The 25,792-nt window shown below is 71.4% G+C and carries 25 protein-coding genes; 12 read left to right on the forward strand and 13 right to left on the reverse strand.

Annotation, left to right across the window (positions count from 1 at the left end; translation table 11 throughout):
- Positions 1 to 16 precede the first annotated feature (16 nt).
- The 6 genes from I2W78_RS12590 to I2W78_RS12615 form a co-directional block, all read right to left on the reverse strand.
- Positions 17 to 766, reverse strand: coding sequence for a spherulation-specific family 4 protein (locus I2W78_RS12590; RefSeq protein ID WP_196459558.1), 750 nt, complete (start codon positions 764 to 766; stop codon positions 17 to 19).
- On the reverse strand, positions 754 to 1,842 hold the full coding sequence (locus I2W78_RS12595; RefSeq protein WP_196459560.1) for an NAD-dependent epimerase/dehydratase family protein: 1,089 nt from the start codon (positions 1,840 to 1,842) through the stop codon (positions 754 to 756). The genes I2W78_RS12590 and I2W78_RS12595 overlap by 13 nt, the downstream gene beginning before the upstream one ends.
- Before the next feature lie 426 nt (positions 1,843 to 2,268).
- On the reverse strand, positions 2,269 to 3,432 hold the full coding sequence (locus tag I2W78_RS12600; protein ID WP_196459562.1) for a hypothetical protein: 1,164 nt from the start codon (positions 3,430 to 3,432) through the stop codon (positions 2,269 to 2,271).
- On the reverse strand, positions 3,429 to 5,147 hold the full coding sequence (locus I2W78_RS12605; RefSeq protein ID WP_196459564.1) for a DUF3492 domain-containing protein: 1,719 nt from the start codon (positions 5,145 to 5,147) through the stop codon (positions 3,429 to 3,431). The genes I2W78_RS12600 and I2W78_RS12605 overlap by 4 nt, the downstream gene beginning before the upstream one ends.
- 210 nt (positions 5,148 to 5,357) lie before the next feature.
- On the reverse strand, positions 5,358 to 6,959 hold the full coding sequence (locus I2W78_RS12610) for a DUF3152 domain-containing protein (protein WP_196459566.1): 1,602 nt from the start codon (positions 6,957 to 6,959) through the stop codon (positions 5,358 to 5,360).
- Between the two features lie 8 nt (positions 6,960 to 6,967).
- Positions 6,968 to 8,062 (reverse strand): alpha/beta fold hydrolase, encoded by a 1,095-nt coding sequence (locus I2W78_RS12615; RefSeq protein WP_196459568.1) that lies wholly within the window; start codon positions 8,060 to 8,062, stop codon positions 6,968 to 6,970.
- Positions 8,063 to 8,325: 263 nt separating this feature from the next.
- Here I2W78_RS12615 and I2W78_RS12620 point away from each other — a divergent pair, with 263 nt between their 5' ends.
- The 4 genes from I2W78_RS12620 (at position 8,326) to I2W78_RS12635 (ending at position 10,270) form a co-directional block, all read left to right on the forward strand.
- Positions 8,326 to 8,550: a hypothetical protein gene (locus tag I2W78_RS12620; protein WP_196459570.1), complete on the forward strand. Its 225-nt coding sequence runs from the start codon at positions 8,326 to 8,328 to the stop codon at positions 8,548 to 8,550.
- 197 nt (positions 8,551 to 8,747) lie between these two features.
- Positions 8,748 to 9,395 (forward strand): TetR/AcrR family transcriptional regulator, encoded by a 648-nt coding sequence (locus I2W78_RS12625; protein ID WP_196459572.1) that lies wholly within the window; start codon positions 8,748 to 8,750, stop codon positions 9,393 to 9,395.
- Between the two features lie 139 nt (positions 9,396 to 9,534).
- Entirely contained in the window at positions 9,535 to 9,762 is a 228-nt protein-coding gene (locus tag I2W78_RS12630; RefSeq protein WP_196459574.1) for a DUF3107 domain-containing protein, read from the forward strand.
- Between the two features lie 238 nt (positions 9,763 to 10,000).
- Complete coding sequence (locus tag I2W78_RS12635; RefSeq protein WP_196459576.1) at positions 10,001 to 10,270, forward strand: hypothetical protein; 270 nt, start codon at positions 10,001 to 10,003, stop codon at positions 10,268 to 10,270.
- 40 nt (positions 10,271 to 10,310) lie between these two features.
- On the opposite strand, the gene I2W78_RS12640 is transcribed toward I2W78_RS12635, so the two are convergent.
- Positions 10,311 to 11,072, reverse strand: coding sequence for a ferritin-like fold-containing protein (locus I2W78_RS12640; RefSeq protein ID WP_196459578.1), 762 nt, complete (start codon positions 11,070 to 11,072; stop codon positions 10,311 to 10,313).
- Between the two features lie 515 nt (positions 11,073 to 11,587).
- Here I2W78_RS12640 and I2W78_RS12645 point away from each other — a divergent pair.
- Together I2W78_RS12645 and I2W78_RS12650 are read left to right on the forward strand one after the other, a co-directional pair.
- Complete coding sequence (locus tag I2W78_RS12645) at positions 11,588 to 13,936, forward strand: DEAD/DEAH box helicase (protein WP_196464530.1); 2,349 nt, start codon at positions 11,588 to 11,590, stop codon at positions 13,934 to 13,936.
- 246 nt (positions 13,937 to 14,182) lie between these two features.
- Complete coding sequence (locus tag I2W78_RS12650; protein ID WP_196459580.1) at positions 14,183 to 15,058, forward strand: alpha/beta fold hydrolase; 876 nt, start codon at positions 14,183 to 14,185, stop codon at positions 15,056 to 15,058.
- Here I2W78_RS12650 and I2W78_RS12655 read toward each other — a convergent pair.
- Complete coding sequence (locus tag I2W78_RS12655; RefSeq protein ID WP_196459582.1) at positions 15,055 to 15,954, reverse strand: NYN domain-containing protein; 900 nt, start codon at positions 15,952 to 15,954, stop codon at positions 15,055 to 15,057. The genes I2W78_RS12650 and I2W78_RS12655 overlap by 4 nt on opposite strands.
- Positions 15,955 to 16,176: 222 nt before the next feature.
- Here I2W78_RS12655 and I2W78_RS12660 point away from each other — a divergent pair, with 222 nt between their 5' ends.
- On the forward strand, positions 16,177 to 16,329 hold the full coding sequence (locus I2W78_RS12660) for a hypothetical protein (RefSeq protein WP_094057445.1): 153 nt from the start codon (positions 16,177 to 16,179) through the stop codon (positions 16,327 to 16,329).
- Between the two features lie 73 nt (positions 16,330 to 16,402).
- Here I2W78_RS12660 and I2W78_RS12665 read toward each other — a convergent pair whose 3' ends face one another.
- The 3 genes from I2W78_RS12665 to I2W78_RS12675 all read right to left on the reverse strand — a co-directional run bounded on the left by I2W78_RS12665 (position 16,403) and on the right by I2W78_RS12675 (position 18,751).
- The gene (locus I2W78_RS12665) at positions 16,403 to 17,008 is read right to left on the reverse strand and encodes a MarC family protein (RefSeq protein WP_196459583.1); all 606 of its coding nucleotides are present in this window, start codon (positions 17,006 to 17,008) and stop codon (positions 16,403 to 16,405) included.
- Positions 17,009 to 17,064: 56 nt separating this feature from the next.
- Positions 17,065 to 17,922, reverse strand: a complete 858-nt coding sequence (locus I2W78_RS12670) for a PHP domain-containing protein (RefSeq protein WP_196459585.1) — start codon at positions 17,920 to 17,922, stop codon at positions 17,065 to 17,067.
- A 187-nt stretch (positions 17,923 to 18,109) separates the two neighbouring features.
- Positions 18,110 to 18,751 (reverse strand): DUF6758 family protein, encoded by a 642-nt coding sequence (locus I2W78_RS12675; RefSeq protein WP_196459587.1) that lies wholly within the window; start codon positions 18,749 to 18,751, stop codon positions 18,110 to 18,112.
- A 163-nt stretch (positions 18,752 to 18,914) separates the two neighbouring features.
- On the opposite strand from I2W78_RS12675, the gene I2W78_RS12680 reads away from it, so the two are divergent.
- Positions 18,915 to 20,126: an MFS transporter gene (locus tag I2W78_RS12680; RefSeq protein WP_196459589.1), complete on the forward strand. Its 1,212-nt coding sequence runs from the start codon at positions 18,915 to 18,917 to the stop codon at positions 20,124 to 20,126.
- A gap of 42 nt (positions 20,127 to 20,168) precedes the next feature.
- On the opposite strand, the gene I2W78_RS12685 is transcribed toward I2W78_RS12680, so the two are convergent.
- Positions 20,169 to 20,753, reverse strand: a complete 585-nt coding sequence (locus tag I2W78_RS12685; RefSeq protein WP_196459591.1) for a suppressor of fused domain protein — start codon at positions 20,751 to 20,753, stop codon at positions 20,169 to 20,171.
- 481 nt (positions 20,754 to 21,234) lie between these two features.
- On the opposite strand from I2W78_RS12685, the gene I2W78_RS12690 reads away from it, so the two are divergent.
- Positions 21,235 to 22,350 (forward strand): magnesium and cobalt transport protein CorA, encoded by a 1,116-nt coding sequence (locus tag I2W78_RS12690; RefSeq protein WP_196459593.1) that lies wholly within the window; start codon positions 21,235 to 21,237, stop codon positions 22,348 to 22,350.
- A gap of 23 nt (positions 22,351 to 22,373) precedes the next feature.
- Positions 22,374 to 22,892, forward strand: coding sequence for a hypothetical protein (locus tag I2W78_RS12695; RefSeq protein WP_196459595.1), 519 nt, complete (start codon positions 22,374 to 22,376; stop codon positions 22,890 to 22,892).
- Positions 22,893 to 22,903: 11 nt separating this feature from the next.
- On the opposite strand, the gene I2W78_RS12700 is transcribed toward I2W78_RS12695, so the two are convergent.
- Entirely contained in the window at positions 22,904 to 23,638 is a 735-nt protein-coding gene (locus tag I2W78_RS12700) for a hypothetical protein (RefSeq protein WP_230886139.1), read from the reverse strand.
- Between the two features lie 246 nt (positions 23,639 to 23,884).
- Between I2W78_RS12700 and I2W78_RS12705 the strand changes: the two genes are divergently transcribed.
- Both I2W78_RS12705 and I2W78_RS12710 read left to right on the forward strand, forming a co-directional pair.
- Positions 23,885 to 25,174, forward strand: coding sequence for a magnesium transporter MgtE N-terminal domain-containing protein (locus I2W78_RS12705; protein ID WP_196459599.1), 1,290 nt, complete (start codon positions 23,885 to 23,887; stop codon positions 25,172 to 25,174).
- Complete coding sequence (locus I2W78_RS12710) at positions 25,164 to 25,766, forward strand: DUF1003 domain-containing protein (RefSeq protein ID WP_196459601.1); 603 nt, start codon at positions 25,164 to 25,166, stop codon at positions 25,764 to 25,766. The genes I2W78_RS12705 and I2W78_RS12710 overlap by 11 nt, the downstream gene beginning before the upstream one ends.
- The last annotated feature ends 26 nt before the right edge of the window (positions 25,767 to 25,792 follow it).

Below are 25,792 nucleotides of genomic sequence, written 5' to 3' on the forward strand. Positions count from 1 at the left end.
ACTGCCACGGCCTTTTTCATTCCGAGACACCTGTTCCGACACGCGAGACGATTTCGTCCCAGTAGCCGGGCATGGTCTCCCAGGGGTCCGTGCGGCCACCGCGGTCCGTGCGGTCGGTGAAGTAGATGGTCGCGGCGCCCTGCCAGCGGGCGATGCGCAGCGCCTCGTCGAGGTGGCCGCGGGGCACTCCGTGCACGAAGTGGCAGAAGCGCTCGGGCCCGTGGTCGGCGGTCCACTCGGCCGCCTGCGACCAGCGGTAGTCGCTCCAGGGGCCACGAAATGTGACCAGCTGGTCGGCGCACTCGGCATAGCCGGGATACGGGTGGGTGCCGTGGCCGAGGACGATGTGGGCATCGTCACGCAGGGCGCGAAGGGTGGTCGCGGTGCGGCGGATCTCGGGGAGGGTGGCGCGGTCGGCGGGACAGCGGTCGAGGAGGAAGCCGTCGACCTGGTACCAGTCCAGATACCGGCGGGCGTCCGCGATCGTCTCACTGAAGCGGCGGGCTCCGTATCGCATGGCGAGATGGCCGAGGACGCGGACTCCTGTGTTGCGGAGCCGGCCGGCCGCCTCCAGGCAGTGCGGGTCGGGGAGGGCGCCGGGGCCGTCGGCGATGTTCAGGACGACCCAGTGCAGAGCGGGGCCGCGGCGGGTAAGTTCGGCCCACTCGGTGGGGGCGAGGAGGGGGTGTGCGTGGCCGGGGACGCCTAAGGCGGTGCGGATGTCGGTGTCGGCCGTGCTCGCCCTTGTCCTGGTCAGATACGGCATGCCGCCTCCATCCAGATGTCCGCGAGGGACTCCTCGAGGTTGATGCGGGGGCGCCAGCCGAGGCGGTCGCGTGCGGTGCGGACGTCTGCCTGCTGCCAGCTGCCGCAGCCGTCCGGGTAGGGGTAGGCGGCGGGGCTGGTGTGCGCGGACTGTGCGGCGTGCGATGTGTGCGGGAGCTGCGTTGTGTGTGGGGGGTGCGCGGTGTGAGTTCCGTGCGGTGCGTGGTCCGGGTCGGTGCGGAGGCCGAGGGGGTCGTTCGTGCGGGCGTGCGCCAGGGGTTCCGGGCGGGGGTGGCCGATGGAGGGGCGAAGGGCGCCGGGGGGGCCGTCGAGTTCGTGCAGTGCGCCGCCGTAACCGGCCACGCGGGCGAGGATCGCGGCAGCGTCGCGAAGGCGGACGGCGCGGCCGGAGCCGATGTTGATGACGCCCTGGGCGGCGGAAAGCGAGGCGGCGTGCACGGCGCGGGCCACGTCGCGTACGTCGACGAAGTCGCGTTGGGCGCCGAGGCCGCCGAGTTTGAGTTCGCCGTCGCCGGTCTGCATGGCGCGGCGCATGGCTTCGGCGAGGCGGCCGAGGGGGGAGCCGGCGGGGGTGCCGGGGCCGGCCGGGGAGAAGACGCGGAGGACTACTGCGTCCAGGCCGGAGCCGAGGACGAGTTCGGTGGCGGCGAGTTTGCTGACGCCGTAGGGGCCGCCTGGGCGGGGGACGGCGTCCTCGGCCGTGGAGGAGCCGGGCTGGCTGGGGCCGTACTCGGCGGCGCAGCCGATCTGGACGAGGCGGGCGCCGCAGCCGCTGCGGCGGAGGGCCTCGCAGACGGTGGCGACGGCGACGGTGTTGTGGCGGGTGAGTTCGCGGGCGCCGCCTCTTGTGGTGCCGGCGCAGTTGATGACGACGCCGGGGTGGACGGCGTCGAGGAAGCGGGTGAGGGCGCCGGGGCTGCCGGAGGCGAGGTCGAAGCGGACGTCGGCGTCGTCGCCGCGGCCAAGGGCGGTGAGTTGGACTGCCGGGTCGGCGAGGAGGCGGTCGGCTACGAAGCGGCCCAGGTAGCCGTTGGCTCCGATCAGTAGGACTCTCATCGGGCGGCTCCCGGGGCCTGGCGGGCGGGTCGGGAGGTTGTCATTCGGGGGTCTCCTTTGGAAGGGGTTGTGCGGGGGCCTGCGGCAGCTCGTTGGGTGCGGCCGCGTGTTGTGCGGGGGCCTGCGGCAGCTCGTTGGGTGCGGCCGCGTGTTGTGCGGGGGCCTGCGGTGGCTGGCGGCAGCTGGTTGGGTGCGGCCGCGCGTTGTGCGGGGCCCGCGGCGGCCCGTGCGGGTTGTGGGGGTGTGCGTAGCGCCTGACGCCGGGTGGTGGGGCGGGGCCGTGTCGGGGGGTGTCCGTCCTCGGAACGGCGCGGAATCGGTCACTTACCAACGCAGCCGGGTTGACGCGCCAACCGCTGCGGGCGGACACCCCCCGACACGGCCCCTTCCGTGCGTACGCGGCCGTCCGTACGGGGGTGGCTCGGCTCACCATCGTGTTGCCGTTCTCGCGTGCGCCGAGGCGCGGGGGAGTTTGCGGGTGGCGTGGATCAGGAGGGTGAGGGCCGCTGATCCGCAGGTCAGGGTGGGGATTGCGCCTGGGCCCCAGGTGTCGATGAGGGTTTGGACGGGGGTGGCCAGGAAGGCGCAGTACGGGAGGCGGGCCGCGAAGAGGGTGGCCAGGGCTGTGGCCTGGGCTGTGGCTGTTGCCGTGAGGATCGCGGCGGGGGCGCGGGTGAAGCCGTGGATGGTGAGGAGGCGGGTCAGGAAGAGGAGGGCGGCGAGGGTGAGGGTTTGGGGGGCCGGTTCTCCCAGGAGGACGGTGATGAGGGCCACCGCCGCCACGTAGAGGGTGAACGTGGTCAGGAGGAGGGGGCGTACCGATGCCACGAACTCGTCGAGGGATCGGCTTGTCGTCAGTTTGTGGTGGGCTTTTGTGGCGAAGTGGTGGGCGAGCCAGGCCGCGGGGGCGCAGGAGATGGTGAGGGCGAGGAGGGGGGCCGTTGTGATCGGCCAGGGGCTGTTTGGGGTGGTGGTCGGGAGGGTTTCCGGGCCTCCGGTTGCGGCTGCCTTCAGGAGGCCGTCGCCCAGGGTCGCGTAGGCGAGGAGCCAGCACGTCCAGATGAGGGTTCCGGAACCCTTTGCGCTCAGGGGGCCTCGGGACAGGGCTGCGCGTAGGGAGAAGGCGACGGCCAGGGTGCCCGCGGTGGCGGCGAGGAGGCGGGGCCGGCCGTGGGTGAGGTGGAGGGCGGCCACGGTTGCGGCGCAGGTGGCGCCGGGGAGGAGGGTGCGGAGGATCCAGGTGGCGTGGGGGCGGGGGGTTGTGGCGGGTGTGGGGGTTTGAGGGGTGTCGTTGGCGCGGGGGATCCGGGCGTACATCTCCTCCGCCAGGGAGAAGACGTCCTTGTGGCGGAAGCGGGCGGCGGTGCGGTCGGTGATGCCGTGGATCTCCAGACCGGCGGCGATCTCCAGGGGGTCCACCGCACGTTCGCACAGGTCGCGGTGACGGTGCAGCAGGGCCTTGACCGGGTCCGCGGGGCCACGGCGCGGGGTGCGTTGTGGAGTGGGGTCGGCCGGGGGCTCCGTGGTGAGGCACTGCTCCGAGCGAGCGTCCCATGCGCCGGGGAGGTCGCGTTTGTGTACGTCGGTCATCGGGCCGCCTCCGCCGCGGGGACGCGCGTGGCGCGTACGGGTGGGCCTGCTGCCCAACCGGGACCGCCGCGGGCCACCATGCGGCTCGCGGCGGCGGTCCAGCGACCCGGGACATGAGCCTCGGCGGGGACGGCGAAGGGGAGGGGGGCACCCGTGTCGTCGAGAACTGCGTGGCGGGCTGGGCAGCGGGAGACGATCTCCAGATAAATGCCGTGAAATGCCGCGACGTTCTGCTCGACGGTGAACAGTTCGAGGGCGCGGGCGCGCGCTGCGGCGCCCAGGCGCTCGCGGCGCTCGGGGTCGCGCAACAGCGCCACGCACGCCTCGGCGAGCGCTCGGGGGTTGCGCGGCGGCACCACGAGCCCCGTACCGCCGATGACCTCTACGACCGCGCCGACGTCGGTCGACACCGTCGCCCGCCCGGAGAACATGGCCTCGACCAGGCTGATCGGGAAGCCCTCGACGACGCTGGAAAGGACGATGACGGCGCCGGACGCGTAGGCGTCGGCGAGAGTCGGGGTCTCCGGGCCGCCGATCTCCTCGAAGGAGACGGGGTTGTCGCCGACCTCGTGCGGGCCGTCGGCCTCGTCCGGGAAGAGCTGGGCGGCCAGCGCCCTGCACTGGCTGAGGTAGGCGGCGCCCTCGGGGCCCGTCGGGGAGCCGACGATGCGCAGGCGGGTGCCCGGTTGGTCCTTGTGGATCTCCCCGAAGGCGTGGAGCAGAGAGACGAGGTCCTTGGCCGGTTCGATACCGCCCACCCAGACCAGCGTGTCGGGGGCCGCGCGCTCCGGGGACTCCCCCACCTCGGCGAAGGGGCCCGCGTCCATCCCGGGATAGACCGTGCGCAGCTTCGCGCGGTCGGCGCCGCAGCGTTCCTGCCAGCGGCGGGCGTGTGCGTTGCCGGGCGTGATGTACGCGGCCTGTCGGTAGATCTCCGCGGCGAGCCTGCCGTGGAACGCGGCGATCAGGGACCGTACGGCGGGCGGGGAGTCGGTGGTGGTGAGGTAGTGCGTGCGCAACCGCACGCCGTACTCGGTGACGAGCAGGGGTACGCCGGTGAAGTGGCGGGCCAGCAGGCCGGGCAGGGCCGCCGCGCCGCCCGACGCCGCGTGGCACAGGTCGACCGAGCCGAGTCCGTCGTCCTCGTACCAGTCGAGGGAGAGGGGGCGCAGGGCGTGTTCCAGGTGCGCGGCGACGGCGAGGAGATCCGGTACGCGCGCCTCGTGCGCCGTATGGAGGGCGCCCGGCGCACGGCAGGCGCGCTCCAGGGCGCGTACGGCGGTCTCTGAGCGGAGGGCGCCCACCAGTCCGCCCTCGTCGCGGGCGAGTTCGGCAAGCCCGTAGAGGGCGTTGGCGAAACGGTCCGCCACAGTGGCCGACGACCCGACCGGTTGCGCGGAAGCCCCGTCGCCTTCAGTGGCGGCCCCGGCGCACAGTACGGCCGCGAGCTCCCCGTAGCACTCCGCGAACCGTCGGCGCGCGCGGCGGCCGTACACGAAGCCGTCGTCCTCCGCCGCCCACAGCGGTGCCGTACGGACATGGCGGACCTGGGGCGGCAGCGGGAGCCGGCCCTCGTCCTCCTGGCGCTCGCTGCGGCTGAGCGCGTAGACGTCGAACTCGTGCTGCGCGAGCCCGCGCACGAGCCGGTCGCACCAGGGACTGGCGTCACCGCTCACGTACGGATAGCCACCCTCGGTGAGGAGTCCTATGCGCACGAATGCACCCCCGATCTTCCCTAAGGGGAGCCGTCGTTGGGTCGACGGCTCGCAGCGGGAAAGAACGTATGCGGACAAGCCGGTGGCGCGACGGACGGTTGTCCGTCGCGCCACCAAAAGGGGTGAACGGTCGTAACTTTCCCGTGCGGGACGCGTTTTGTCGCGCTAGGAGATCGAGCGCCTACGGATTGTCATACGTGAAGAGCGGGCTCAACTCTCCGGGTACGGCCAGGGGTTGGCCTTGCAGCGGATGCCGTCGTGCTCCAGGAACTTCGTCTGCTGCTGCATGACGGGCGCCAGTTCGCCGGCTTTGTCGCAGGTGACGTGGGAGTAGCCGAGGCGGTGGCCGATCTCGTGGTTGATCAGCATCTGCCGGTAGGCGTAGATCTTGTCGCCGTACGTCTCCGAACCCTGCGCCCATCGATAGGCGTTGATCATCACGCGCTCGGTGGCGGCGGAGTCGCAGGACACATTGTCGACCGTCGTGTCCAGGCCCGACTTGGCGCACCAGTCGGCGGTGGTGCCGGGGCTGGCGAGCGTGATCACGAAGTCGGGTTTCCCGGAGTGGATCCGTTCGAAGGTACGGCCGCCGCTGTGCGCCCAACTCCGGTCGTCGTTTAGCGTCTTCTGCACGGCCTGCGCGAAGAGCTCACCGTCGAGGCCGAGCCCCTGCTCCACGTCCACGCGGTAGGTGTACTTCTGCCCCGCCCCCGGCGCCTTGTCGATCCCGGGGATCGCGTCGAACTTCCCCGAGCCGTCGAGCGTCGCGCTCAGCGGGTACGTGCGGCCCATCTTCTGCTCGTACGTCAGTGGAGCCGCGCTCGGGGTACCGGACGGCGTCGGCCTCCCGTCCCCCCGCGACGCGGAGTCCCGGACGTCCCTGGACTGGTCGCCGGCGGACTGCGACTCCACGGCACCGTCCTCGCCCTGGCCGGTGACCTGCCCGGCGACGATCACGGCCAGCACGGTGGTCACGGCGGCGGCCGCGATACCGGCGAGGGCGCGGCCCTTGCCGCCCTTGGGGGACGCGGGTTCGCCGGTCGGAGGTACCTCGTCGTCCGCCTCGGTTTCGGTGTCCCAGCTGGTGACGGAGGCGTAGGAGTGGGCGGTGGGGGCGGTGAGGGCCGGGTTACGGAGTACGAAGACGTCGTCCTGCTCGTCGAAGGCGTCGAGGTAGTCCTGGCGCGGACCAGGGCGCGCCTGGCGCGGGCCTGGGGGCGCCTGTCGCTGGCCAGGGGGCGCCTGTCGCTGGCCAGGGGGCGCCTGTCGCTGGCCAGGGGGCGCCTGTCGCTGGCGGGGGAACACCGGAGCGCCGGTTCCCGCAACCGTGCGCCCCCTCAACTCACCCCAGCCGCCCCCTTGTTCACGCTGCTCGGGGTGACCACCGCGGACCTGGGGAACGCCGTGGGCGGGAGTGCCGTCGGGAAAGCGAGGCATGCCGTGCGCCGGAGTGCCATCGGGAAGACGCGGAAAGCCGTGCGCCGGAGTACCGTCCGGCAACCGTTGGGCTCCCGGGGCCGTAGTGCCGCCCGGAAAACGGGTCACCCCCTGCCCCGGAGCACCGTCCGCAAAACGCGGCACCCCCTGCCCCGGAGCACCGTCCGCAAAACGCGGCGCCTCCCGCCCCGGAGCACCGTCCGCAAAACGCGGCGCCTCCCGCCCCGGAGTGCCGTCCGGCGCCCGCGGTACTCCCCGCGCGGGCGTCTCCTCGGCAACCCCCCGCCTTCCCGAAGGCCCGGGCGCGCGGCGGCGCGTTCCCTTGTCCGCGGTGTCACCCTTGGGTGCCGGACCACGGCGACTGTGGCGTCCCACCTCGCCCCTCAGCTCCCCGCGCTCGCGGACTCGGCCCCACCCGCGAAGGCCCCACCGGCGGACCCGCGCCCGCCCGAGCCGGCACCGCCCGAGTCGGCACCGCCGGAGGCGACACCACCGGAGGCACCGTCGTCACTCGCTCTCACTTCGGCCTCCGCCTCCACCAGCAGTTCACGAAACGCCTTCGCCACCGTACCCGGGTACTCCATCATCGCCACATGCCCGGCGTTCGGAAGCGTCAGGAGCCGCGCGTCGCGGAAAGAGCGGGCGGCCTTCTGGGCCATGCGGAAGCCCACGAGCTGGTCCCGGCCGCCGTAGATGAGGAGCGTGGGGGCGAGCACCCGCTCGGCCTGGCGCCACAGTCCGTGCTGGCCACCCAGCGTGTACGCGTTGACGATCCCGCGCGCGGAGCGCGCCATCGCGTCCCAGAAGTACGGCAGTTGCAGCCGCCGCTCCATCTCCTCCACGGCGTTGTGGAAACCTTCGGGCGACACGCGCTCGGGGTCGCCGTAGCAGAGCGTCAGGACGCCCCGGACCCGTTGCTCGGCCGTCCAGCCGGTGGTGAAGCGGGTGAAGAGCTGGACCACTCCGGGCAGCGCCAGCAGGGCCGTGGGGACGGCGCTGCGCTGGATACGGAGCTCCGGCAGCGCCGGCGAGACGAGCGTCAGCGTCCGGACGAGGTCCGGACGAACGGCGGCGACGCGGGTGGTGACCGCGCCGCCGAGGGAGTTGCCGAACAGATGCACCGGGCCGCGCCCGGAGGCGTCCAGGTAGCGAATGACCGCGCGCGCGTGCCCGGTGACCGAGTAGTCGCCGTCGTCCGGGGGCGGGGAGTCGCCGAAGCCCGGCAGGTCGACGGCCTCGCAGTCGACGTCCGCGTCGAGCAGCTCCATCAGCGCCGACCAGTTCTGCGAGGAACCGCCGAGGCCATGGACGTACAGCGCGGGCGGCAGGCCCTCGCGCGCGGGTGGCCTCGAACGGACCGTGAGCGTGATGCCGGGCAGCCGGACCGACTTGAGCCGCTCGCCCTCCGCGACCCGGACGGGCGCCACCTTCGGGAGCACGTTGGCGGTCGGCACGTACGGCAACTCGGTCGAAGACATGCGGCAATGTTACGAGGTGATCACGCGGTGGTTCATGTGTTCGCCGACACGGACACGGGAGATCACCGTCACAGGGACATGACAGTCCCGGGCGCGAAAGATCCACAGGTGCGGATCGACGGCCGCCCGCCGGATGCGCAGCGCGTGACGTTCCGGACGCGGATCGCATAGCGTCCGGATCGGGTGTCTCCTAGGCTCGTATAGAGGGCACCCGCGTGTGGCCCCTGCTTGCCTCAGGGACGTTCGTAGGAAGGGAGCCCGCCATGGCCGTTGACCCCACCGATCCCGAGACCTTCGAGGACGAGGAGACCGAGGAAGCGCAGGAGTTCGACGTCGAGGCCCCCGAGGTCGACGCGGCCGAGCAGCACGCGGACCTCGCGTCCGACCGCGACGACCCGCTGACCGGCGTGGAGCCCGACCGGGCCAGCGAGGGTGACCTCGCGGAACAGGCCCGGGTCGTGAGCCTCGACGAGGATGACTATCGGTGACGTATGACGACACCAGGTGCCGTTGAGCGGGAGCGAGGCCCATTTTTGCCCGCTCTGCACCCGTTCGAAACACTCTGTGCGACTTTCGTAGCCGTCCGGTCCGTGAAATTCTGCGCTCGCACCGCGCACAGCACGGTTACCGAAAAGTACGATGGCCGCGCGGCGCACACCGCATGTGGACGACTTTGGGAGGCGGCGTGACAGCCATCGAGCAAACTGAGGCAGCACGCCCGCGAGGTACGCGCCTGCCGCGCCGTGCCCGCCGGAACCAGCTGCTGGGCGCCGCACAGGAAGTCTTCGTGGCCCAGGGCTACCACGCGGCCGCGATGGACGACATCGCCGAGCGCGCCGGCGTCAGCAAGCCGGTGCTCTACCAGCACTTCCCGGGCAAGCTCGACCTCTACCTGGCTCTGCTGGACCAGCACTGCGAGTCCCTCATCCAGGCCGTGCGCAACGCGCTCGCGTCGACGACCGACAACAAGCAGCGCGTACGGGCCACGATGGACGCCTACTTCGCATACGTCGAGGACGACGGCGGCGCCTTCCGGCTGGTCTTCGAGTCCGACCTGACCAACGAGCCCGCCGTGCGCGAGCGCGTCGACAAGGTCACGAACGAGTGCGCCGAGGCGATCTGTGACGTGATCGCCGAGGACACCGGCCTCTCGCGCGCGGAGTCGATGCTGCTGGCCTCCGGGCTCGGCGGCCTCGCCCAGGTGGTGGCCCGCTCCTGGCTGCACAGCGACCGCAGCGTGCCGCGCGACCAGGCGGTGCAGCTGCTGACCTCGCTGGCCTGGCGGGGCATCGCGGGCTTCCCGCTGCACGGCAGCGAGCAGCCGCACCACTGACGCCTGCGCGTTTGTTCCCGTCGGCTGTTCGCTCCTGGCGTTCTCGCGCGGAGCGTGCGCGTCCCCTCACCGGGCTAATGTGTGCTGGGTACGGCGCGGACGCCCGCGCACTTCACTGACCGTTCGGAGGGACATAGCCGTGGAGGTCAAGATCGGCGTTCAGCACGCGCCGCGCGAGATCGTTCTGGAGAGCGGTCAGAGTGCCGAGGAGGTCGAGCGCGTGGTGGCCGAGGCGCTGGCCGGTAAGTCGCAGCTGCTCAGCCTCGTGGATGAGCACGGCCGCAAGATCCTGGTCCCGGCCGACCGTCTCGCCTACGTCGAGCTCGGCGAGCCGGCACCGCGCAAGGTGGGCTTCGGCGCGCTGTAGGCGGGCCGCGCACAGCGGCAGACGGAAGGGCCCGGCGGCTTGTACGAACCGCCGGGCCCTTCTGTACCTCTGTACCGAACCTCTCCGTTTCAGCCTGTTCCGGCCGTTTTCGATGCATCACGCACGGATTCACAAACGGAGCACACCTCCCGCACACAGGAGGATTGCATTCCGCAGGTCAGGGGTAAGACGGGCTACGACCGTTTCGGGCAGGCCGGCCATGTGGGAGGACCCTGACATGCTCCTGGAAGCACTCAGCTCCGCGATCCTCGGCCTGGCCCTGTCATGGGTCTACGCCGCGCGCCTGCCGCACCGCCTCCCGGCCCGCCCCCTGGTCCTGTCCACCGGTGTCGCCGGAGCCCTCTTCGGTGCCTTCCTCACGCACAGCGCGCTGGAGGCCGGTGGCGTCCTGCTGGTGCTCCTCGGCGCGGCGATCGTCTCGGCCGCGTCCCTCTCCCTGCTGCTGCGCCCGGCGGGAAGACTCCGCCGACGATCGGCGACGGCCTGAGCCGCCGCCGCAACCGTCGTCGTCCTTAGACGGCGACGCCTCAGGCGGCCAGCCCCAGGGCGGCCATCCGCTTGGTGTGCGCCTCGGTGATCCGGGAGAACATCCTGCCGACCTCGGCGAGGTCGAAGCCGTCGGCGACGCCGCCCACCAGCATCATGGACAGGGCGTCGCGCTCGGCGACCACCCGCTGGGACTGGGACAGGGCCTCCCCCATCAGCCGTCGCGCCCACAGCGCGAGCCGTCCACCCACGCGCGGGTCGGCGTCGATCGCCGCCCGCACCCGTTCGACGGCGAACCCGGCGTGGCCGGTGTCGTCGAGCACGGCCAGCACCAGGGACCGGGTGTCGGCGTCCAGGCGCGCGGCCACCTCGCGGTAGAAGTCGCTGGCGATGGAGTCGCCGACATAGGCCTTGACCAGCCCCTCCAGCCAGTCCGAGGGCGCCGTCTGCTTGTGGAAGCCGTCGAGCGCGGCGACGAACGGCTCCATCGCGGCGGTCGGCTCCTCGCCGATCTCGGTGAGCCGGTCGCGCAGCCGCTCGAAGTGGTGGAACTCGGCCGACGCCATCTTCGCCAGCTCCGCCTTGTCCTCCAGCGTCGGCGCCAGCTTGGCGTCCTCTGCGAGCCGCTCGAACGCCGCGAGCTCCCCGTACGCGAGCGCGCCCAGCAGATCCACGACCGCGGCCCGGTACTGCGGATCGGCGGCGGCGGTCGCCCAGTCCTGGGCGGCGACCCCGGTGTGTGCGGCGGCGTCGGTGGTCTCGGCGGCGTGCTCAGGCTTGTCAGAGGTCGTCATGAAGCGCACAATAGCCCGCTCGTCGCGGGGTGGAAGTCCCTGGTCAATCAGTGTGACCACGACGACGCGAAGGAACGCGCGCACAAGTGTGACGATGACTACGTCACGGAATCGGCCATCGCATGTGCGCGATTCCGGGGTATGGTGGTAATGCGCCTGCTGGTACGGCGACGATTCAGCCGTGCCTCGACAGGCCGCATGTATGAGGATGCCCGGTCGGTGGCCCGATCGGCTCCGACCCGACAGCCCTCCCTGACCGTACGGCACGGTGCGTACGACGATCGGAGGGACACCCTCAGCGGTACGAACGCTGGAGCGTTGGCAGAGGTCCCGTGTCCTACGGCGCGCCCCTACGGCGGCCGACGTCCCCGGCACGGTCCGACACGACCCCCGCGCTCGCCTCGTACCGCGCACACAGAAGAGGCAGCACCCTGACTACGACGTTCCGACAGCTCGGGATCCTCCCCGAGACCGCCGAGGCCCTGGAGGCCGTCGGCATCGTCACCCCGTTCCCCATCCAGGAGATGACCCTCCCCGTCGCCCTCTCCGGCACGGACGTCATCGGCCAGGCCAAGACCGGCACCGGCAAGACGCTGGGCTTCGGCCTTCCGCTCCTTGAGCGCGTCACCGTTCCCGTCGACGTCGAGGCCGGGCGCGCCGAGCCCGAGGCCCTCACCGACGCCCCGCAGGCCCTCGTCGTCGTCCCGACGCGCGAGCTGTGCACGCAGGTCACCAACGACCTGCTGACCGCGGGCAAGGTGCGCAACGTTCGCGTCACCGCGATCTACGGCGGCCGCGCCTACGAGCCGCAGGTCGAGGCCCTGAAGAAGGGCGTCGACGTGGTCGTCGGCACCCCGGGCCGACTGCTGGACCTGGCCGGCCAGAAGAAGCTCAACCTCAACCACGTCAAGTGCCTGGTTCTCGACGAGGCCGACGAGATGCTCGACCTGGGCTTCCTGCCCGACGTCGAGAAGATCATCAACATGCTTCCGGTGCGCCGCCAGACGATGCTGTTCTCGGCGACCATGCCGGGCGCGGTCATCGGCCTGGCCCGCCGTTACATGTCTCAGCCCACGCACATCCGCGCCACCGCGCCGGACGACGAGGGCGTGACGGTCGCGAACATCTCGCAGCACGTCTACCGGGCGCACAACATGGACAAGCCCGAGATGGTCGCCCGCATACTGCAGGCCGAGGGCCGCGGGCTGGCGATGATCTTCTGCCGGACCAAGCGCACCGCGGCCGACCTCGCCGACCAGCTCAAGCAGCGGGGCTTCGCCTCCGGCGCGGTCCACGGCGACCTCGGCCAGGGCGCCCGCGAGCAGGCGCTGCGCGCCTTCCGCAACGGCAAGGTGGACGTCCTCGTCTGCACCGACGTCGCCGCGCGCGGCATCGACGTCGAGGGTGTGACGCACGTCATCAACTACCAGTCGCCGGAGGACGAGAAGACGTACCTGCACCGCATCGGCCGCACGGGCCGCGCGGGTGCGTCCGGTACGGCGATCACGCTGGTCGACTGGGACGACATCCCGCGCTGGCAGCTGATCAACAAGGCGCTGGAGCTGGACTTCAACGACCCGCCGGAGACGTACTCCACGTCCCCGCACCTCTTCGAGGAACTGAGCATCCCCGCGGGCACCAAGGGCATCCTGCCGCGTGCCGAGCGCACGCGCGCGGGGCTCGACGCGGAGGAGCTGGAGGACCTGGGCGAGCCGGGCGGCCGCGGTGGGCGCGGTCGCGGTGGCCGGGGCGGCCGGGACGAGTCCCGCTCCGCCGACCGTGAGCGTTCGTCCCATGCGCCGAGGCGCCGCCGCCGTACGCGCGGTGGTGCGCCGCTGGACGCGACGGAGACGCCGGAGGCCACGACCGCCGAGGCGACCACGGAGGAGGCCGCCGCGCCGCGCACCCTGCGCCGCCGACGCCGCACCCGTGCCGGCGCCCCGGCGGCTGAGGCGACGGCCACGGCGGCGGTCGAGTCGCCCGTGACCGAGGGCGCGGAGACCGCGGTGACGACGGCCGAGGGCGCCGCCGCTGTGGAGGCCCCGGAGACGCCGGCGAAGCCGCGCCGCCGCCGGACGCGCAAGTCGGCGGAGGCACAGCCGGTTGAGGCCGTGGAGGCTCCGCAGGTCGCCGAGATCGCCCCGGCAGCCGAGGCAGCGGTCGACACCGCCGAGGCCGTGGAGACCAAGCCGAAACGCACCCGCACCCGCAAGACGGCAACCGCCGCGCCGGAGGCGGCGGTCGACACCGCCGAGGCCACCGAGGCCAAGCCGAAGCGCACCCGCAAGACGGCTGCCACGGCCGAGGAGACCGAGGCCAAGCCCAAGCGGACCCGGAAGACGGCAGCCGCCGCGCCCGAGGCGGTGGTCGACACCGCCGAAGGCGCCGAGGCCAAGCCCAAGCGCACCCGCAAGGCGACCGCCGCCACCGCCGAGGACGCCGACGCCAAGCCCAAGCGCATCCGCAAGGCAGCAACCGCACCGGCCGAGGCCGCGGTCGACACCGCCGAAGGCGCCGAGGCCAAGCCCAAGCGCACCCGCAAGGCGACGGCCGCCACCTCCGACGACGCCGAGGCGAAGCCCAAGCGCACCCGGAAGACGGCAGCCGCCGCGCCCGAGGCGGCGGTCGACACCGCCGAAGGCGCCGAGGCCAAGCCCAAGCGCACCCGCACCCGCAAGACGGCCACCGCCACCCCCGAAGCGGCCGCCGACACCGCGGAGGCCAAGCCGAAGGCACGCCGCACCCGCAAGGCGACCGCCCCGGCCCCGGAGGCGACCGCCGAGATCCCGGCGCAGGCCACGCAGGAGCCGGAGCCCAAGCCGCGCCGCCGCACCCGCAAGGCCACGGCCGCCGTGGAGGCAGCGGAGAGCTGACATACCGCCACCCGACGGCCCGGCCCACCTCACGTGGGACCGGGCCGTCGGCGTTCCCGCACGGGACGAAGGGCCGCGGACGCCCCCAATGCAACGCCGCCAGTACAACGCCCCCAACGCCACGCCTCCCAACGCAACGCCCCCAATGAACGCCCCCTCGCAAAATGCAACGCCCCAACGCAACGAGCCCCACCCCGTTCCCCTCCCCGCCCTCCCCCATACACGCCCACCCGCTACCCTCACCCCGTGACCACGCCCGCCACTCACACCCCGCCCCCCGGCGCCCGCGCCTACCCCCTCCGCACCCCGCGCGGTGACTTCGCGGTCGTGGACGTACCGGTCGCCCCCGGCGTCGAACCGCGCGGTACTGCCCTGCTGGTCCCCGGTTTCACGGGCAGCAAGGAGGACTTCCGCCTGATGCAGGGGCCGCTCGCGGCGCGCGGCTACCGGACGGTGGCCGTGGACGGGCGGGGACAGTTCGAGTCGGACGGGCCGGCGGACGACGAAACGGCCTACGCCCAGCCGGAGTTGGCCCGGGACGTACTCGCACAGGCCGATGCCCTGGGCGCGGAGCTGCACCTCCTCGGGCACTCCCTGGGCGGCCAGATCGCCCGCGCCGCGGTCCTGCTGGACCACTCCCCCTTCGTCTCACTCACCCTCATGTCGTCCGGTCCGGCGCAGATCTCGGTCTCCCAGCAGCAGCGTGTGAAGCTGCTGCGGGACGCGCTCGCCGTGATGACGTTGGCCGAGGTCTGGGAGGTGATCCAGACGATGGGCGCCCCGGAGGAGGTCGGCGGCCCGGCGCGCGGCATCGGCGGCCCCGAACTCCTGCGCCGCCGCTGGCTCGGCAACAAGCCCGCCCAACTCATCGCCACCGGCCGCCAGTTGTCCACCGAGCCGGACCGCGTCGCCGAACTCGCCGCCGTACCGCTGCCGTTCCACGTCTTGTCGGGCGTGCGGGACGACACCTGGCCGCTGCCGCTCCTGGACGACATGGCCGTACGGCTGCACGCGCACCGCACGGTCGTCGAGGACGCCGAACACTCGCCGAACGCGGACCAGCCCCTGCCGACGGCCCGCGCGATCGCGGACTTCTGGGACACGGTGTCCTCGACGAGCTAGTACTGCGTCTGCAGGTGCTCCCAGAACCCGTCCCGCAGCGCCCGGCGCAGATCCGCCTGCCCCCGCAGCGAGTACTGCAGCAGCCCCTCGGCCTCCACCAGCAGGTCCTGGTCCACCGAGCCGGGCAGATAGGGATGTCCGGGCAGCAGCTCCACCAGCGACTCCCGACCCCGCGCCGCCAGCCACTTCGCCGCGATCTGCGCGCCGACGAAGCGGACGTCCTCGCGGGCGGGCCGGGCGGCGGCAGCGGCGGGCTCGTAGGCGGCGGCCGTGCGCCGGGAGACGTACGGCTTGAAGAAGTCGAGGTCGAGGGTGCGCTGGCTGTCGACCTCCCACAGCAGCGGCTCGGCCTGGTTGCGGCCCTCGGGTGCCTCGATGCCCCACAGGTGCACCCGCGCCCCGTACCCCTGCGCCGCCTCGACCGCCGAGACCAGGTCCTCGTCGCCGCCGAGCAGGGCCGCGTCGCTGATGGCGCGGTGCCGGGCGAGGGACTCCAGGTCGGTGCGGATCAGTGAGTCGACGCCCTTCTGCTGGTTGTTGGCGTTGAGGTTGCCCAGGCGGACCTTGACGTCGGGCAGTTCGGCGATGGACTGCTGCTCGGTGGTGTGGATACGGCGCCGGGCGCCGTCGTACCAGTAGACCCGCAACAGCCTGCTGTCCGCGAAGATCTGGCGGGCCTTGTCGATGAGCGCCTCGATCAGCCCCTCGGCGTCGAGGTCGAAGGCGCGCCGGTCCTCGGTCCCGGCGACCAACCGGCCCGCGGCCGCGTAGAGATACCCCGCGTCGACGAAGATGGCATGGGTCGAGGGTGTCTTCGCCACCTCGGCGAGCATGCGCTGCAGCAGCTCGTTCGTGCGGTCGATGCGGGCGGTCAGGGCCGCGAGGTCGTCGTTCATCACCTCTATTGTCCCGTCGGTCACGCTGCGAACACAACCGGTCCCGGTTAGTCTCAGTACAGCGGCTTACCGGTCAGTAATTAGACGTTCGAAAAATTTCCTTAGCGTAGGGAATGTTTGTAACAAGCAGGCCGTTGCATACGTATGGAACCGGAGGCACCCCCGCCTTTCGGCCATCCCAGTAGTTCTCCTCAGGAGGATGACCAGACGAAGGGAGAAGCCATGCGCTTCGAAATCATGCGACTCGACGACGTGGACGGCACGCCCGTGGACACGACCGTCGTGGACGCCGCCTCCGTCAACCGGATCGTTCAGCAGGCCGCAGCCATCGGGCAGCGACTCTGGATCCGCCCGGCCGAGACCACGGCCTCATAACGCGGATCCGCCATCGAAGCTTCAGGGCCCCGTACGGACACACCGTACGGGGCCCTGCTGTGTACGAACGCGTTCAGCTCCCCTGGATCACCTGCGTGACCCCGTTGATGATCTGCTGCACGGCGATCGCGGACAGCATCATGCCCGCGAGCCGGGTCACCAGGACCACGCCGCCGTCCTTGATGACCCGGATGATCAGCAGCGAGTACCGCATGACCAGCCACAGCACCACATGAATGGCGAGGATCGCGGCCCACACCGACACCTGGAGGCCGACACTGTCCGCCTTCTGCACGGCGAGGATGACCGACACGATCGCACCCGGTCCGGCCAGCAGCGGCATGCCGAGCGGTACGAGGGCGACGTTGACGTCCTTGGTCTGCTTGGGCTCGTCGGTCTTGCCGGTGAGCAGGTCGAGCGCGATCAGCAGAAGCAGCAGCCCGCCGGCGATCATCAGCGCCGGAACGGAGACATGCAGGTAGTTGAGGATCTGGTGCCCCAGCACCCCGAACACGGTGATCACGCCACCGGCGACGCAGACGGCCTGGAAGGCCATCCGCCGCTGCACCTTGGCGGGCCGCCCGGAGGTCAGGGCGAGGAAGATCGGGGTGATCCCGGGGGGATCCATGATGACGAAAAGGGTGAGGAAGAGGGAGCCGAAGACGGCGAGGTCGAACATGACGGAGCTACAGGCCTTGCGATGAGATGACGGACGTGAGCGTGCGGGTCGTGCGCTCAGGCTCCGCCGGTCCCCGGCACCGGGAACGCGCCCGTCGCCCGCCGGGTGATCTCCCCGTACACCTCGGGGTCGGTCGTGTACTCGCCGAGCGCGACCGTTTTGCGGCTGCCGTGGTAGTCGCTGGACCCGGTGACCAGCAGCCCCAGCTCCTTGGCCAGCCCGCGCAGCCGCGCCCTGGTGTCCGGGTCGTGGTCCATGTGGTCGACCTCGAGGCCGTCGAGTCCGGCGGCGGCCATCTCGACGATCGCCGACTCCGGCACCGTACGTCCGCGCTTGGCGGCCCCCGGATGCGCGAACACGGCGACGCCGCCCGCGCCCTTGATCAGCCGGATCGCCTCGAACGGGTCGGTCTCGTGCTTCTCCACGTACGCCCGCCCGCCGTCGGCCAGCCAGTCCGGCGTGAAGGCATCGCCGACGCTCGGTACGACGCCCAGCTCGACCAGCGCGGAGGCCACGTGCGGCCGCCCGACGGACCCGTCGCCGGCGATCCGCAGGACCTGCTCCCAGGTGACCGGTACGCCCAGCGCGTTCAGCTTGGCGATCATCCCCTTGGCCCGCGGCACCCGGTCGTCGCGCACCAGCTCCCGCTCGGCGAGCAGCGCGGGCTCCTCGGCGTCGAAGAGGTAGGCCAGCATGTGCATGCTGATCCCGTCGATACGACAGGACAGCTCGGCGCCGGTGACCAGAGTGAGCCCCTCGGGCAGCGCCTCGATGGCCTCGGCGTAGCCCCGGCTGGTGTCGTGATCGGTGAGGCCGATGACGTCCAGCCCGGCAGCGGCGGCGTTCCGCACCAGCTCAGCCGGCGTGTCCGTCCCGTCGGAGGCGGTGGAGTGGGTGTGCAGATCTATTCGCACGACGCTGACTCCAGGCGGGACGGGACGGAGGGGACGGCCTCAAGGATAGCGGGTGAACCCGCGGCCCCTTGTCACAGACGAAAGGGGCCTGCACCCCCTACAGGGGCGAGGGGCAACGCCGCTCGGGGGCGCGGGGAACTGCGCGACCAGCCCCCGCAACCCGCACCCACTCACCGGAGTGCTACCACTACGGCTGCAGCAAGCGCGGCGACAGCGCCCCGCACGGCACCAACTCCACCTCCGCCCCCGCATCCCGAACATCCGTCAGCACCAGCTCGTCGTACATCAACAACCCGGACTGCTCGGGCCACACCACCGCCCACAGCCACAGCCCCATGGCCTCCCCGGCGAACACCGCCCGGTCGGTCGGCGATCCGGAGACAAGCCACAGCGGCGTGGGCCGCCCGGCGGCCAGGACCTTCACCTGGGGTGGCTTCTCGACGTTCATGTACGGCCCCGGATCCGGCCCGTCGATGCCCGCGTAGCGCGCGCCGAGGCCGACGCCGAGTTCCTCGGCGACCAGGACCAGTTCACCTATACCGCCGAGCGGCCCGGGCCCCGAGCAGGCCACCGCGGTGGCCCGGCCACCGCTGCGATCGTCACCGGCACAGGCCACTCCCGTGAACAGCCAGCCGACCGGCAGGGGCCACGGCATCCACACCGGTACCTGCGTGCGAGCCACCACGACGCTGAGGGCCTCGACGCTGGGTGGGATCACGGGCTGCAGCGGATGCACGGTGCCGTGCACATCGCACTGCCAGGAATCGGCGAAGAGTCCGGGAGCCCTGACCCGGCCACCACACTTCGGGCAACTGGGTTCGCCCCTCATAGGGCCCCACGGTCCTACCCCTGCTGCGCCACGTCAAGGACGATCACCCGTCCGGGCGGAACCCGTATCGCAAACCATTAGATGTAGTTTGCATTAATTAGCAAGTCTAATTTATTGTGTGTATGCGCCAACCATTTCCACCGTCAGCAAGGGAGCCCCACGCATGCACAGCAGCACGGGAGTCCTACGGCAACCGAAGGCGGTCTGGGCCACCGCCGGCGCCTCCGTCGTCGCCTTCATGGGCATCGGTCTCGTCGACCCGATCCTGCCGTCCATCGCCGAGGGACTGGACGCCACCGCCGGCCAGGTGTCACTGCTCTTCACGTCGTACTTCCTGATCACCGCGATCGCGATGCTGCTCACCGGCTTCGTCTCCAGCCGCATCGGCGGCCGCAGGACGCTGCTGCTCGGTCTCGCCCTCGTCGTGGTGTTCGCCGGTCTGTCCGGAACCTCCGGCTCCGTCGGCGAACTCGTCGGGTTCCGGGCGGGCTGGGGGCTGGGCAACGCGCTGTTCGTCTCCACGGCCCTCGCGGTCATCGTGGGCGCGGCGGCGGGCGGCAGCGCGGCGGCGATCCTGCTGTACGAGTCCGCGCTCGGCCTCGGCATGGCGTGCGGACCGCTGCTGGGCGCGCTGCTCGGGGACGCCAGTTGGCGCTACCCGTTCTTCGGCACCGCGTTCCTGATGGCCGTCGGCTTCCTGTGCATCACGGCGTTCCTGAAGGAGCAGCCGAAGCCCGCGCGCCGGACCTCGCTGCTGGACCCGCTCAGGGCGCTCGGCCACGGCGGTCTGGCCTCGGCGGCGACATCGGCGTTCTTCTACAACTACACGTTCTTCACCGTGCTGGCCTTCACGCCGTTCGTGCTGAACATGAGCCCGTACCGGTCGGGTGCGGTGTTCTTCGCGTGGGGTGTGCTGCTGGCCGTCTTCTCGGTCGTCGTCGCGCCGCGGATGCAGGCGCGGTTCGGCTCGCTGAAGGTACTCGGCGGCTCGCTGGTGCTGCTCGCACTCGACGTACTCGTCCTCGGCTACGGCGACCACACGACGGCCGTCGTCTGCACGATTCTTTCCGGTGCCTTCATAGGCGTGAACAACACCGTCTACACCGAGCTCGCGCTCGGGGTGTCGGACGCGCCGCGGCCGGTGGCGAGCGCGGGCTACAACTTCGTGCGGTGGTTCGCGGCGGCGGCCGCGCCCTACTTCGCGCCGAAGATCGAGGAGTGGACCGACGTCCACATCCCGTTCGTGGTGGCGGCGGTCACGGCGGTGCTGGGCGCGGGCGTGGTCGTCGTACGGCGGAAGGCGCTGACGGCCCGGGAAGAGGAGCTGGAAGTGCGGCACGCCACGGAGGACGGGGTCGGCGTCTTCGCCAACTGACTGTTCCCGGAAGGACTTTGGTGAGCTTCCTCACGCCCCGTGTCAGTCCAGCGGCACCGACGGGCGGGACGGGTCGCGCAGGTCCGTCCCGTTGGTCAGCCAGCGCTCCTGGAGGGCCTGGGCGCCGTGGACGCGCTTCCAGGCGGCCTCGTTCGGGGTCATGGGCAGCAGCGGCAGGAAGCGGACGGGGTCGAGGGGCGCGTCCAGTTCGAGGTCCTCGACCAGGCCGCCCGGCTCGGCGACCAGCACCGACGTGAAGGGAGCGCCGGGCCACAGCGGTTCGCCGACGTCCAGGGAGGCGCCGGGGGCCACGACCACGCCCTCGACCTGCGGGGACGCGGCGAGCGCGGCGAGCGGGCGCAGCACCTTGTCGGTGTCGGCGCGACCGGATCGCACGGAGAGCACCAGTTCGGCGCGCGGGCCCTTGACCGGGTCGGCGACGACCGCGGTGGGGTCCGTCATGGGCTGGGCGGACATGCCGAGGCTGGCGTAGCGGACGATGTCCCCCTCCTGGAAACGCAGCACCTCGATGCGGTCGGTGCCGAGGAAGGTGACCGCGGCGCGCGCGTCCGGTTCACCGAGCGCGGAGCGCAACCGGGACTCGACCAGGGGGAGAACATCAGCCATGCGGCGAGCATAGAACTCGTCAGGCCCGGGCGAAGCAGCGCCTTGACACTTCTGTCTGCTGATACTCTTGGCCGGTGGTTCGGGGCAGCACGCAGAAGCGTCGCGATCAAGTCCCGACGCCGACGACACTCCCTTACGAGGGACCGGCCGGAGGAGGTGGGGCTGCAATGGACCGAAGTCGACCGTGCAGTACCACCCGCTCTTCCGGCCGCTGATGTTGCTCTGGCTCTAGCCTGCCGCCACCTCTCGCATGCGCAACTCCTGCGTGTATTCGCGGAAGAGCACTTCGTTCCGTTTTGCCTCTGCTTGATCTGTATGACCTGCATCAGCAGCTGAATCAGTAGCGAAGCTCGCCACCGCGACGGTGCGGTGCTCCCCGCTTTGTGGACGTGCCAAACATCCGCAAGTCAGGACGTCCCCATTCCGGGCAGTTCCACCCGGCGCCCGCGGCCTCTCGCTGCTCGTTGCGAAGGAGCCTGCCATGTCGATGATCCGTGACCTCCGTGCCGCGGTCCGCCCGTCGCGTCCCGCCCTGCGCAAGGACACCGGGGCGTACGACACCACGCGCGACCCCCAGACCACCACCGCCGTCGTCGACTGCGCCGTCTACCGCGACGGCGCCCGCGTCGAGACCGACCGGCCGCTCACCCCGCACGAGGCGATGCGCCGGGTGCGGCGCGACGGCGGCTTCGTGTGGATCGGGCTGCACGAGCCCACCGAGGCCGAATTCGCCGGTATCGCAAGCGAGTTCGGGCTGCACCCGCTGGCGGTCGAGGACGCCGTCCAGGCACACCAGCGGCCGAAGCTGGAGCGCTACGACGACTCCCTGTTCACGGTCTTCAAGACCATCCACTACGTCGAGCACGACGAACTCACCGCCAACAGCCAGGTCGTGGAGACCGGCGAGGTGATGTGCTTCACCGGGCGGGACTTCTTCATCACCGTCCGGCACGGCGGACAGGGCTCGCTGCGGGCGCTCAGGCACCGGCTGCAGGACGACCCCGAGCTGCTCGCCAAGGGCCCCTCGGCGGTGCTGCACGCGATCGCCGACCACGTCGTCGACGGGTACATCGCGGTCGCCGACGCGGTGCAGGACGACATCGACGAGGTGGAGACCGAGGTGTTCTCGCCGGGGCGGAAGGGCGCGCCGCGCGGTACCGACGCCGGGCGGATCTACCAGCTCAAGCGTGAGGTCATGGAGTTCCGGCGGGCGGTGCAGCCGCTGATGCGGCCGCTGACGCTGCTGAGCGAGCGGCCGATGCGACTGATCGACCCCGACATCCAGAAGTACTTCCGGGACGTCGCCGACCACCTCGCCCGGGTGCAGGAGCAGGTCACCGGCTTCGACGAGCTGCTCAACTCCATCCTCCAGGCCAACCTCGCCCAGGCCTCCGTCGCGCAGAACGAGGACATGCGCAAGATCACGTCCTGGGCCGCCATCATCGCCGTACCGACGATGGTGTGTGGCGTGTACGGGATGAACTTCGACTATATGCCCGAGCTGCGCTGGAAGTTCGGCTACCCGATGGTGCTCGGCATCACGGCGATGATCTGCTTCGGCATCCACCGGACGCTGAAGCGCAACGGCTGGCTGTGAGCGCCTCTGGCTACGCTGCTCCCATGACTAGCGAGCTGCTCGACCAGGCCCTCGTCGAGGAGGCCACGAAGAAGTCCGGGCTCATCTGGGTGCGGGGTGCCGGCGCGCCGGCCGCGCGTGCGCTGTGGCACGTGTGGCACGAGGGTGCGGCCTGTGTGGTCGGCGACGGGCCGGGTGAGCAGCCGCTGCCGGGACTGGTCGACGGCGGCGCGGCCGAGGTGACCGTCCGCAGCAAGGACAAGGGCGGCCGGCTGGTCGCCTGGACGGCGCGGGTGGTGGAGCTGCCGTCCGGCTCCGAGCAGTGGCAGGCCACGGTCGCGGAGCTGAAGGGCAAGCGGCTCAACGCCCCCGACGGCGAGGCCATGCCCGAGCGGTGGGCCCGCGAGTGCCGGGTGCTGCGCCTGGAGCCGACCGGCGCGACCGCGCCGCTGCCGGACGGCTCGCTGGCCCGGGCGCCGCTGCCGACGCCGGCGACGACGCGCGAGCCGATCCCCGCTGGGCTGCCGCGCCTGCTCTTCAAGAAGAAGCGCAGGCGCAAGTAGGGCGGCGGGGCCTACGACGTCGGCAGCTGCTGGCCGTAGTCCACCGTCTTGTCCTTCGCGGGCTGCTCCAAGGGGAAGTCCTTGCCCCAGTCCGAGAAGGTGAGCGTGCCCGCGCCGCCCGCGCGGACCAGGCGGAGGGGGTACGGCTTGCCCTCCAGGGAGACGTCCAGGGTGCCGCCGGAGCCCTTGTCGCCGGTGATGCGGATGGTGCGCACGCCGGACTCCTCGTGGCGGCCGCCCGTGCCCAGGGTGCCGTGCAGGGTCAGCAGGCTGTCGAAGAGGACGTCCTTGTCGGTGAATCCGCTGAACCGCTTGTACGAGGGATCCCCCTTCGGCACCTTGACGTACTTGCCGTCGAGCTTGTCGGCCGCGGCCGTGTCCCCGTCGTCGGGCCCGTCGTGCCAGAACTCCGCGTCCGCCATGAGGAACAGCTCCTCACCGACCCGCAGCAACTGGAAGGTCGCCCCCTCCGCGCTGACCGACCCGGTGCCGCCGTCCGACTTCAGGCGCATGTCCAGCTTGTACGTGCTCCCGCCCGCGACGACCGTCCCCGACAGCCGTACCGCCTGCGCGGACTCGGCCGCCGTGAGCGTCTTGGCCCGGATCTTGTCGGGGGGCAGTTTGCCGACCCCGTTCGTGCCCGCGTCCGGGTCCTCGCTGCCACACCCGGTCAGCCCCGTCCCCGCCACAACCAGTGCGCACATCGCGCTCACCAGTGCGGTCCGGCGCGTACGGCCCTGGCGCATCGCAGTCACAGGTGGTGCTGCCTTTCTGACATCGGTCCTGAGCGGCGTAACGCAGCGTACCGGTGTGCCGGGCGGCCGGCGGAGCCAGACCGTCCGGACCGCTCACCAGGGCAGATCCGATCGGGACGGGCTAGCCTGAAGCCCATCCGAGCGAGCAATTCAGCACAAGCGGAGCAAAAGCAGCGAACGACTGGAAAAGAACGCACGGCAGGAAAAGAACACACGGTAGGAAAAGGAGGCGCAGCCATGGTCGCGGGCGCCCCCCGGATCTTCGTCTCGCATCTCTCCGGCACCGCCGTCTTCGACCCGAACGGCGACCTGGTGGGCCGCGTGCGCGATCTGGTCGTCATGCTGCGGGTCGGCAGCAAGCCGCCGCGGCTGCTCGGCCTGGTCGTCGAACTCGCCACCCGCCGCCGCATCTTCCTGCCCATGACCAGGGTCACCGGCATCGAGTCCGGACAGGTCATCACCACCGGCGTGCTCAACGTCCGCCGCTTCGAACAGCGCCCCACCGAGCGGCTGGTCTTCGGCGAGCTGCTCGACCGGCGCGTCACGCTCGTCGAGACCGGCGAAGAGGTCACCGTCCTCGACCTGGCGGTGCAGCAGTTGCCGGCCCGCCGCGACTGGGAGATCGACCGCGTCTTCGTCCGCAAGGGCAGGAAGGGCGGCGCCTTCCGGCGGGCCAAGGGCGAGACGCTCACCGTCGAGTGGTCCGGCGTCACCGGCTTCTCGCTGGAGGAGCACGGGCAGGGCGCCGAGAGCCTGCTCGCCACCTTCGAGCAGCTGCGCCCCGCCGACCTCGCCAACGTGCTGCACCATCTGTCGGCCAAGCGGCGCGCCGAGGTCGCCGCCGCCCTCGACGACGACCGCCTGGCCGACGTGCTCGAAGAGCTCCCGGAGGACGACCAGGTCGAGATCCTCGGCAAGCTGCAGGAGGAGCGCGCGGCGGACGTCCTGGAGGCGATGGACCCGGACGACGCGGCCGACCTGCTCTCCGAGCTGCCGGAGGAGGAGAAGGAGCGGCTGCTGAGCCTGATGGAGCCCGCCGACGCGGCCGACATGCGGCGCCTGATGGCGTACGAGGAGCACACCGCCGGCGGTCTGATGACCACCGAGCCGATCGTGCTGCGCCCCGACGCCACCGTCGCCGACGCCCTCGCCCGGGTCCGCAATCCCGACCTCTCCCCCGCCCTCGCCGCCCAGGTGTACGTCTGCCGTCCGCCCGACGAGACGCCGACCGGCAAGTACCTCGGCACCGTGCACTTCCAGCGGCTGCTGCGCGACCCGCCGTACACCCTGGTCAGCTCGATCCTCGACGACGACCTGCAACCCCTCGCCCCGGACGCGACGCTGCCCCTCGTCGCCGGGTTCTTCGCGACGTACGACATGGTCGCGGCGCCCGTCGTCGACGAGTCCGGGTCGCTGCTGGGCGCGATCACCGTGGACGACGTACTCGACCACATGCTGCCCGAGGACTGGCGGGAGACCGAGTTCGAGCTCGAAGAGGGCGAGGGGGTAGCCGCCCATGGCTCCTGAGCGTGACGTGGTGGGGCGCGAGATCGGCCGGGAGCGCATGCCCGCCGGGGCCACGGCGACCACGCGCCCGCGCGCCCGGCTCGACCAGCCACGTCCTCGGCGGCCCCGGATCCTGCCCGAGTGGGACCCGGAGGCGTTCGGGAAGCTGTCGGAGCGCATCGCCCGCTTCATCGGCACCGGGCGGTTCCTGGTCTGGATGACGATCGTGATCGTCGTGTGGGTGCTGTGGAACGTGTCGGCGCCCGCGGGCCTGCGCTTCGACGAGTACCCGTTCATCTTCCTGACCCTCATGCTCTCGCTCCAGGCCTCCTACGCCGCCCCGCTGATCCTGCTCGCCCAGAACCGGCAGGACGACCGCGCCCGGGTCGAACTCGAACAGGACCGCAAACAGAACGAGCGGTCGATCGCGGACACCGAGTACCTGACCCGGGAGGTCGCCGCCCTGCGCATCGGGCTCGGCGAGGTGGCGACCCGGGACTGGATGCGCTCCGAGTTGCAGGACGTGGTCAGGGAACTGCAGGACGGGCACCCGGACGGTCACCGCGTATTCCCGGCAGATCGGTCAGGGGTGCGTGACGTAGACGACCGCTGACGGGCTTTCCGAGGGGCGTGTGCGGA

Source organism: Streptomyces spinoverrucosus, from assembly GCF_015712165.1.
Taxonomy (GTDB): domain Bacteria; phylum Actinomycetota; class Actinomycetes; order Streptomycetales; family Streptomycetaceae; genus Streptomyces; species Streptomyces spinoverrucosus_A.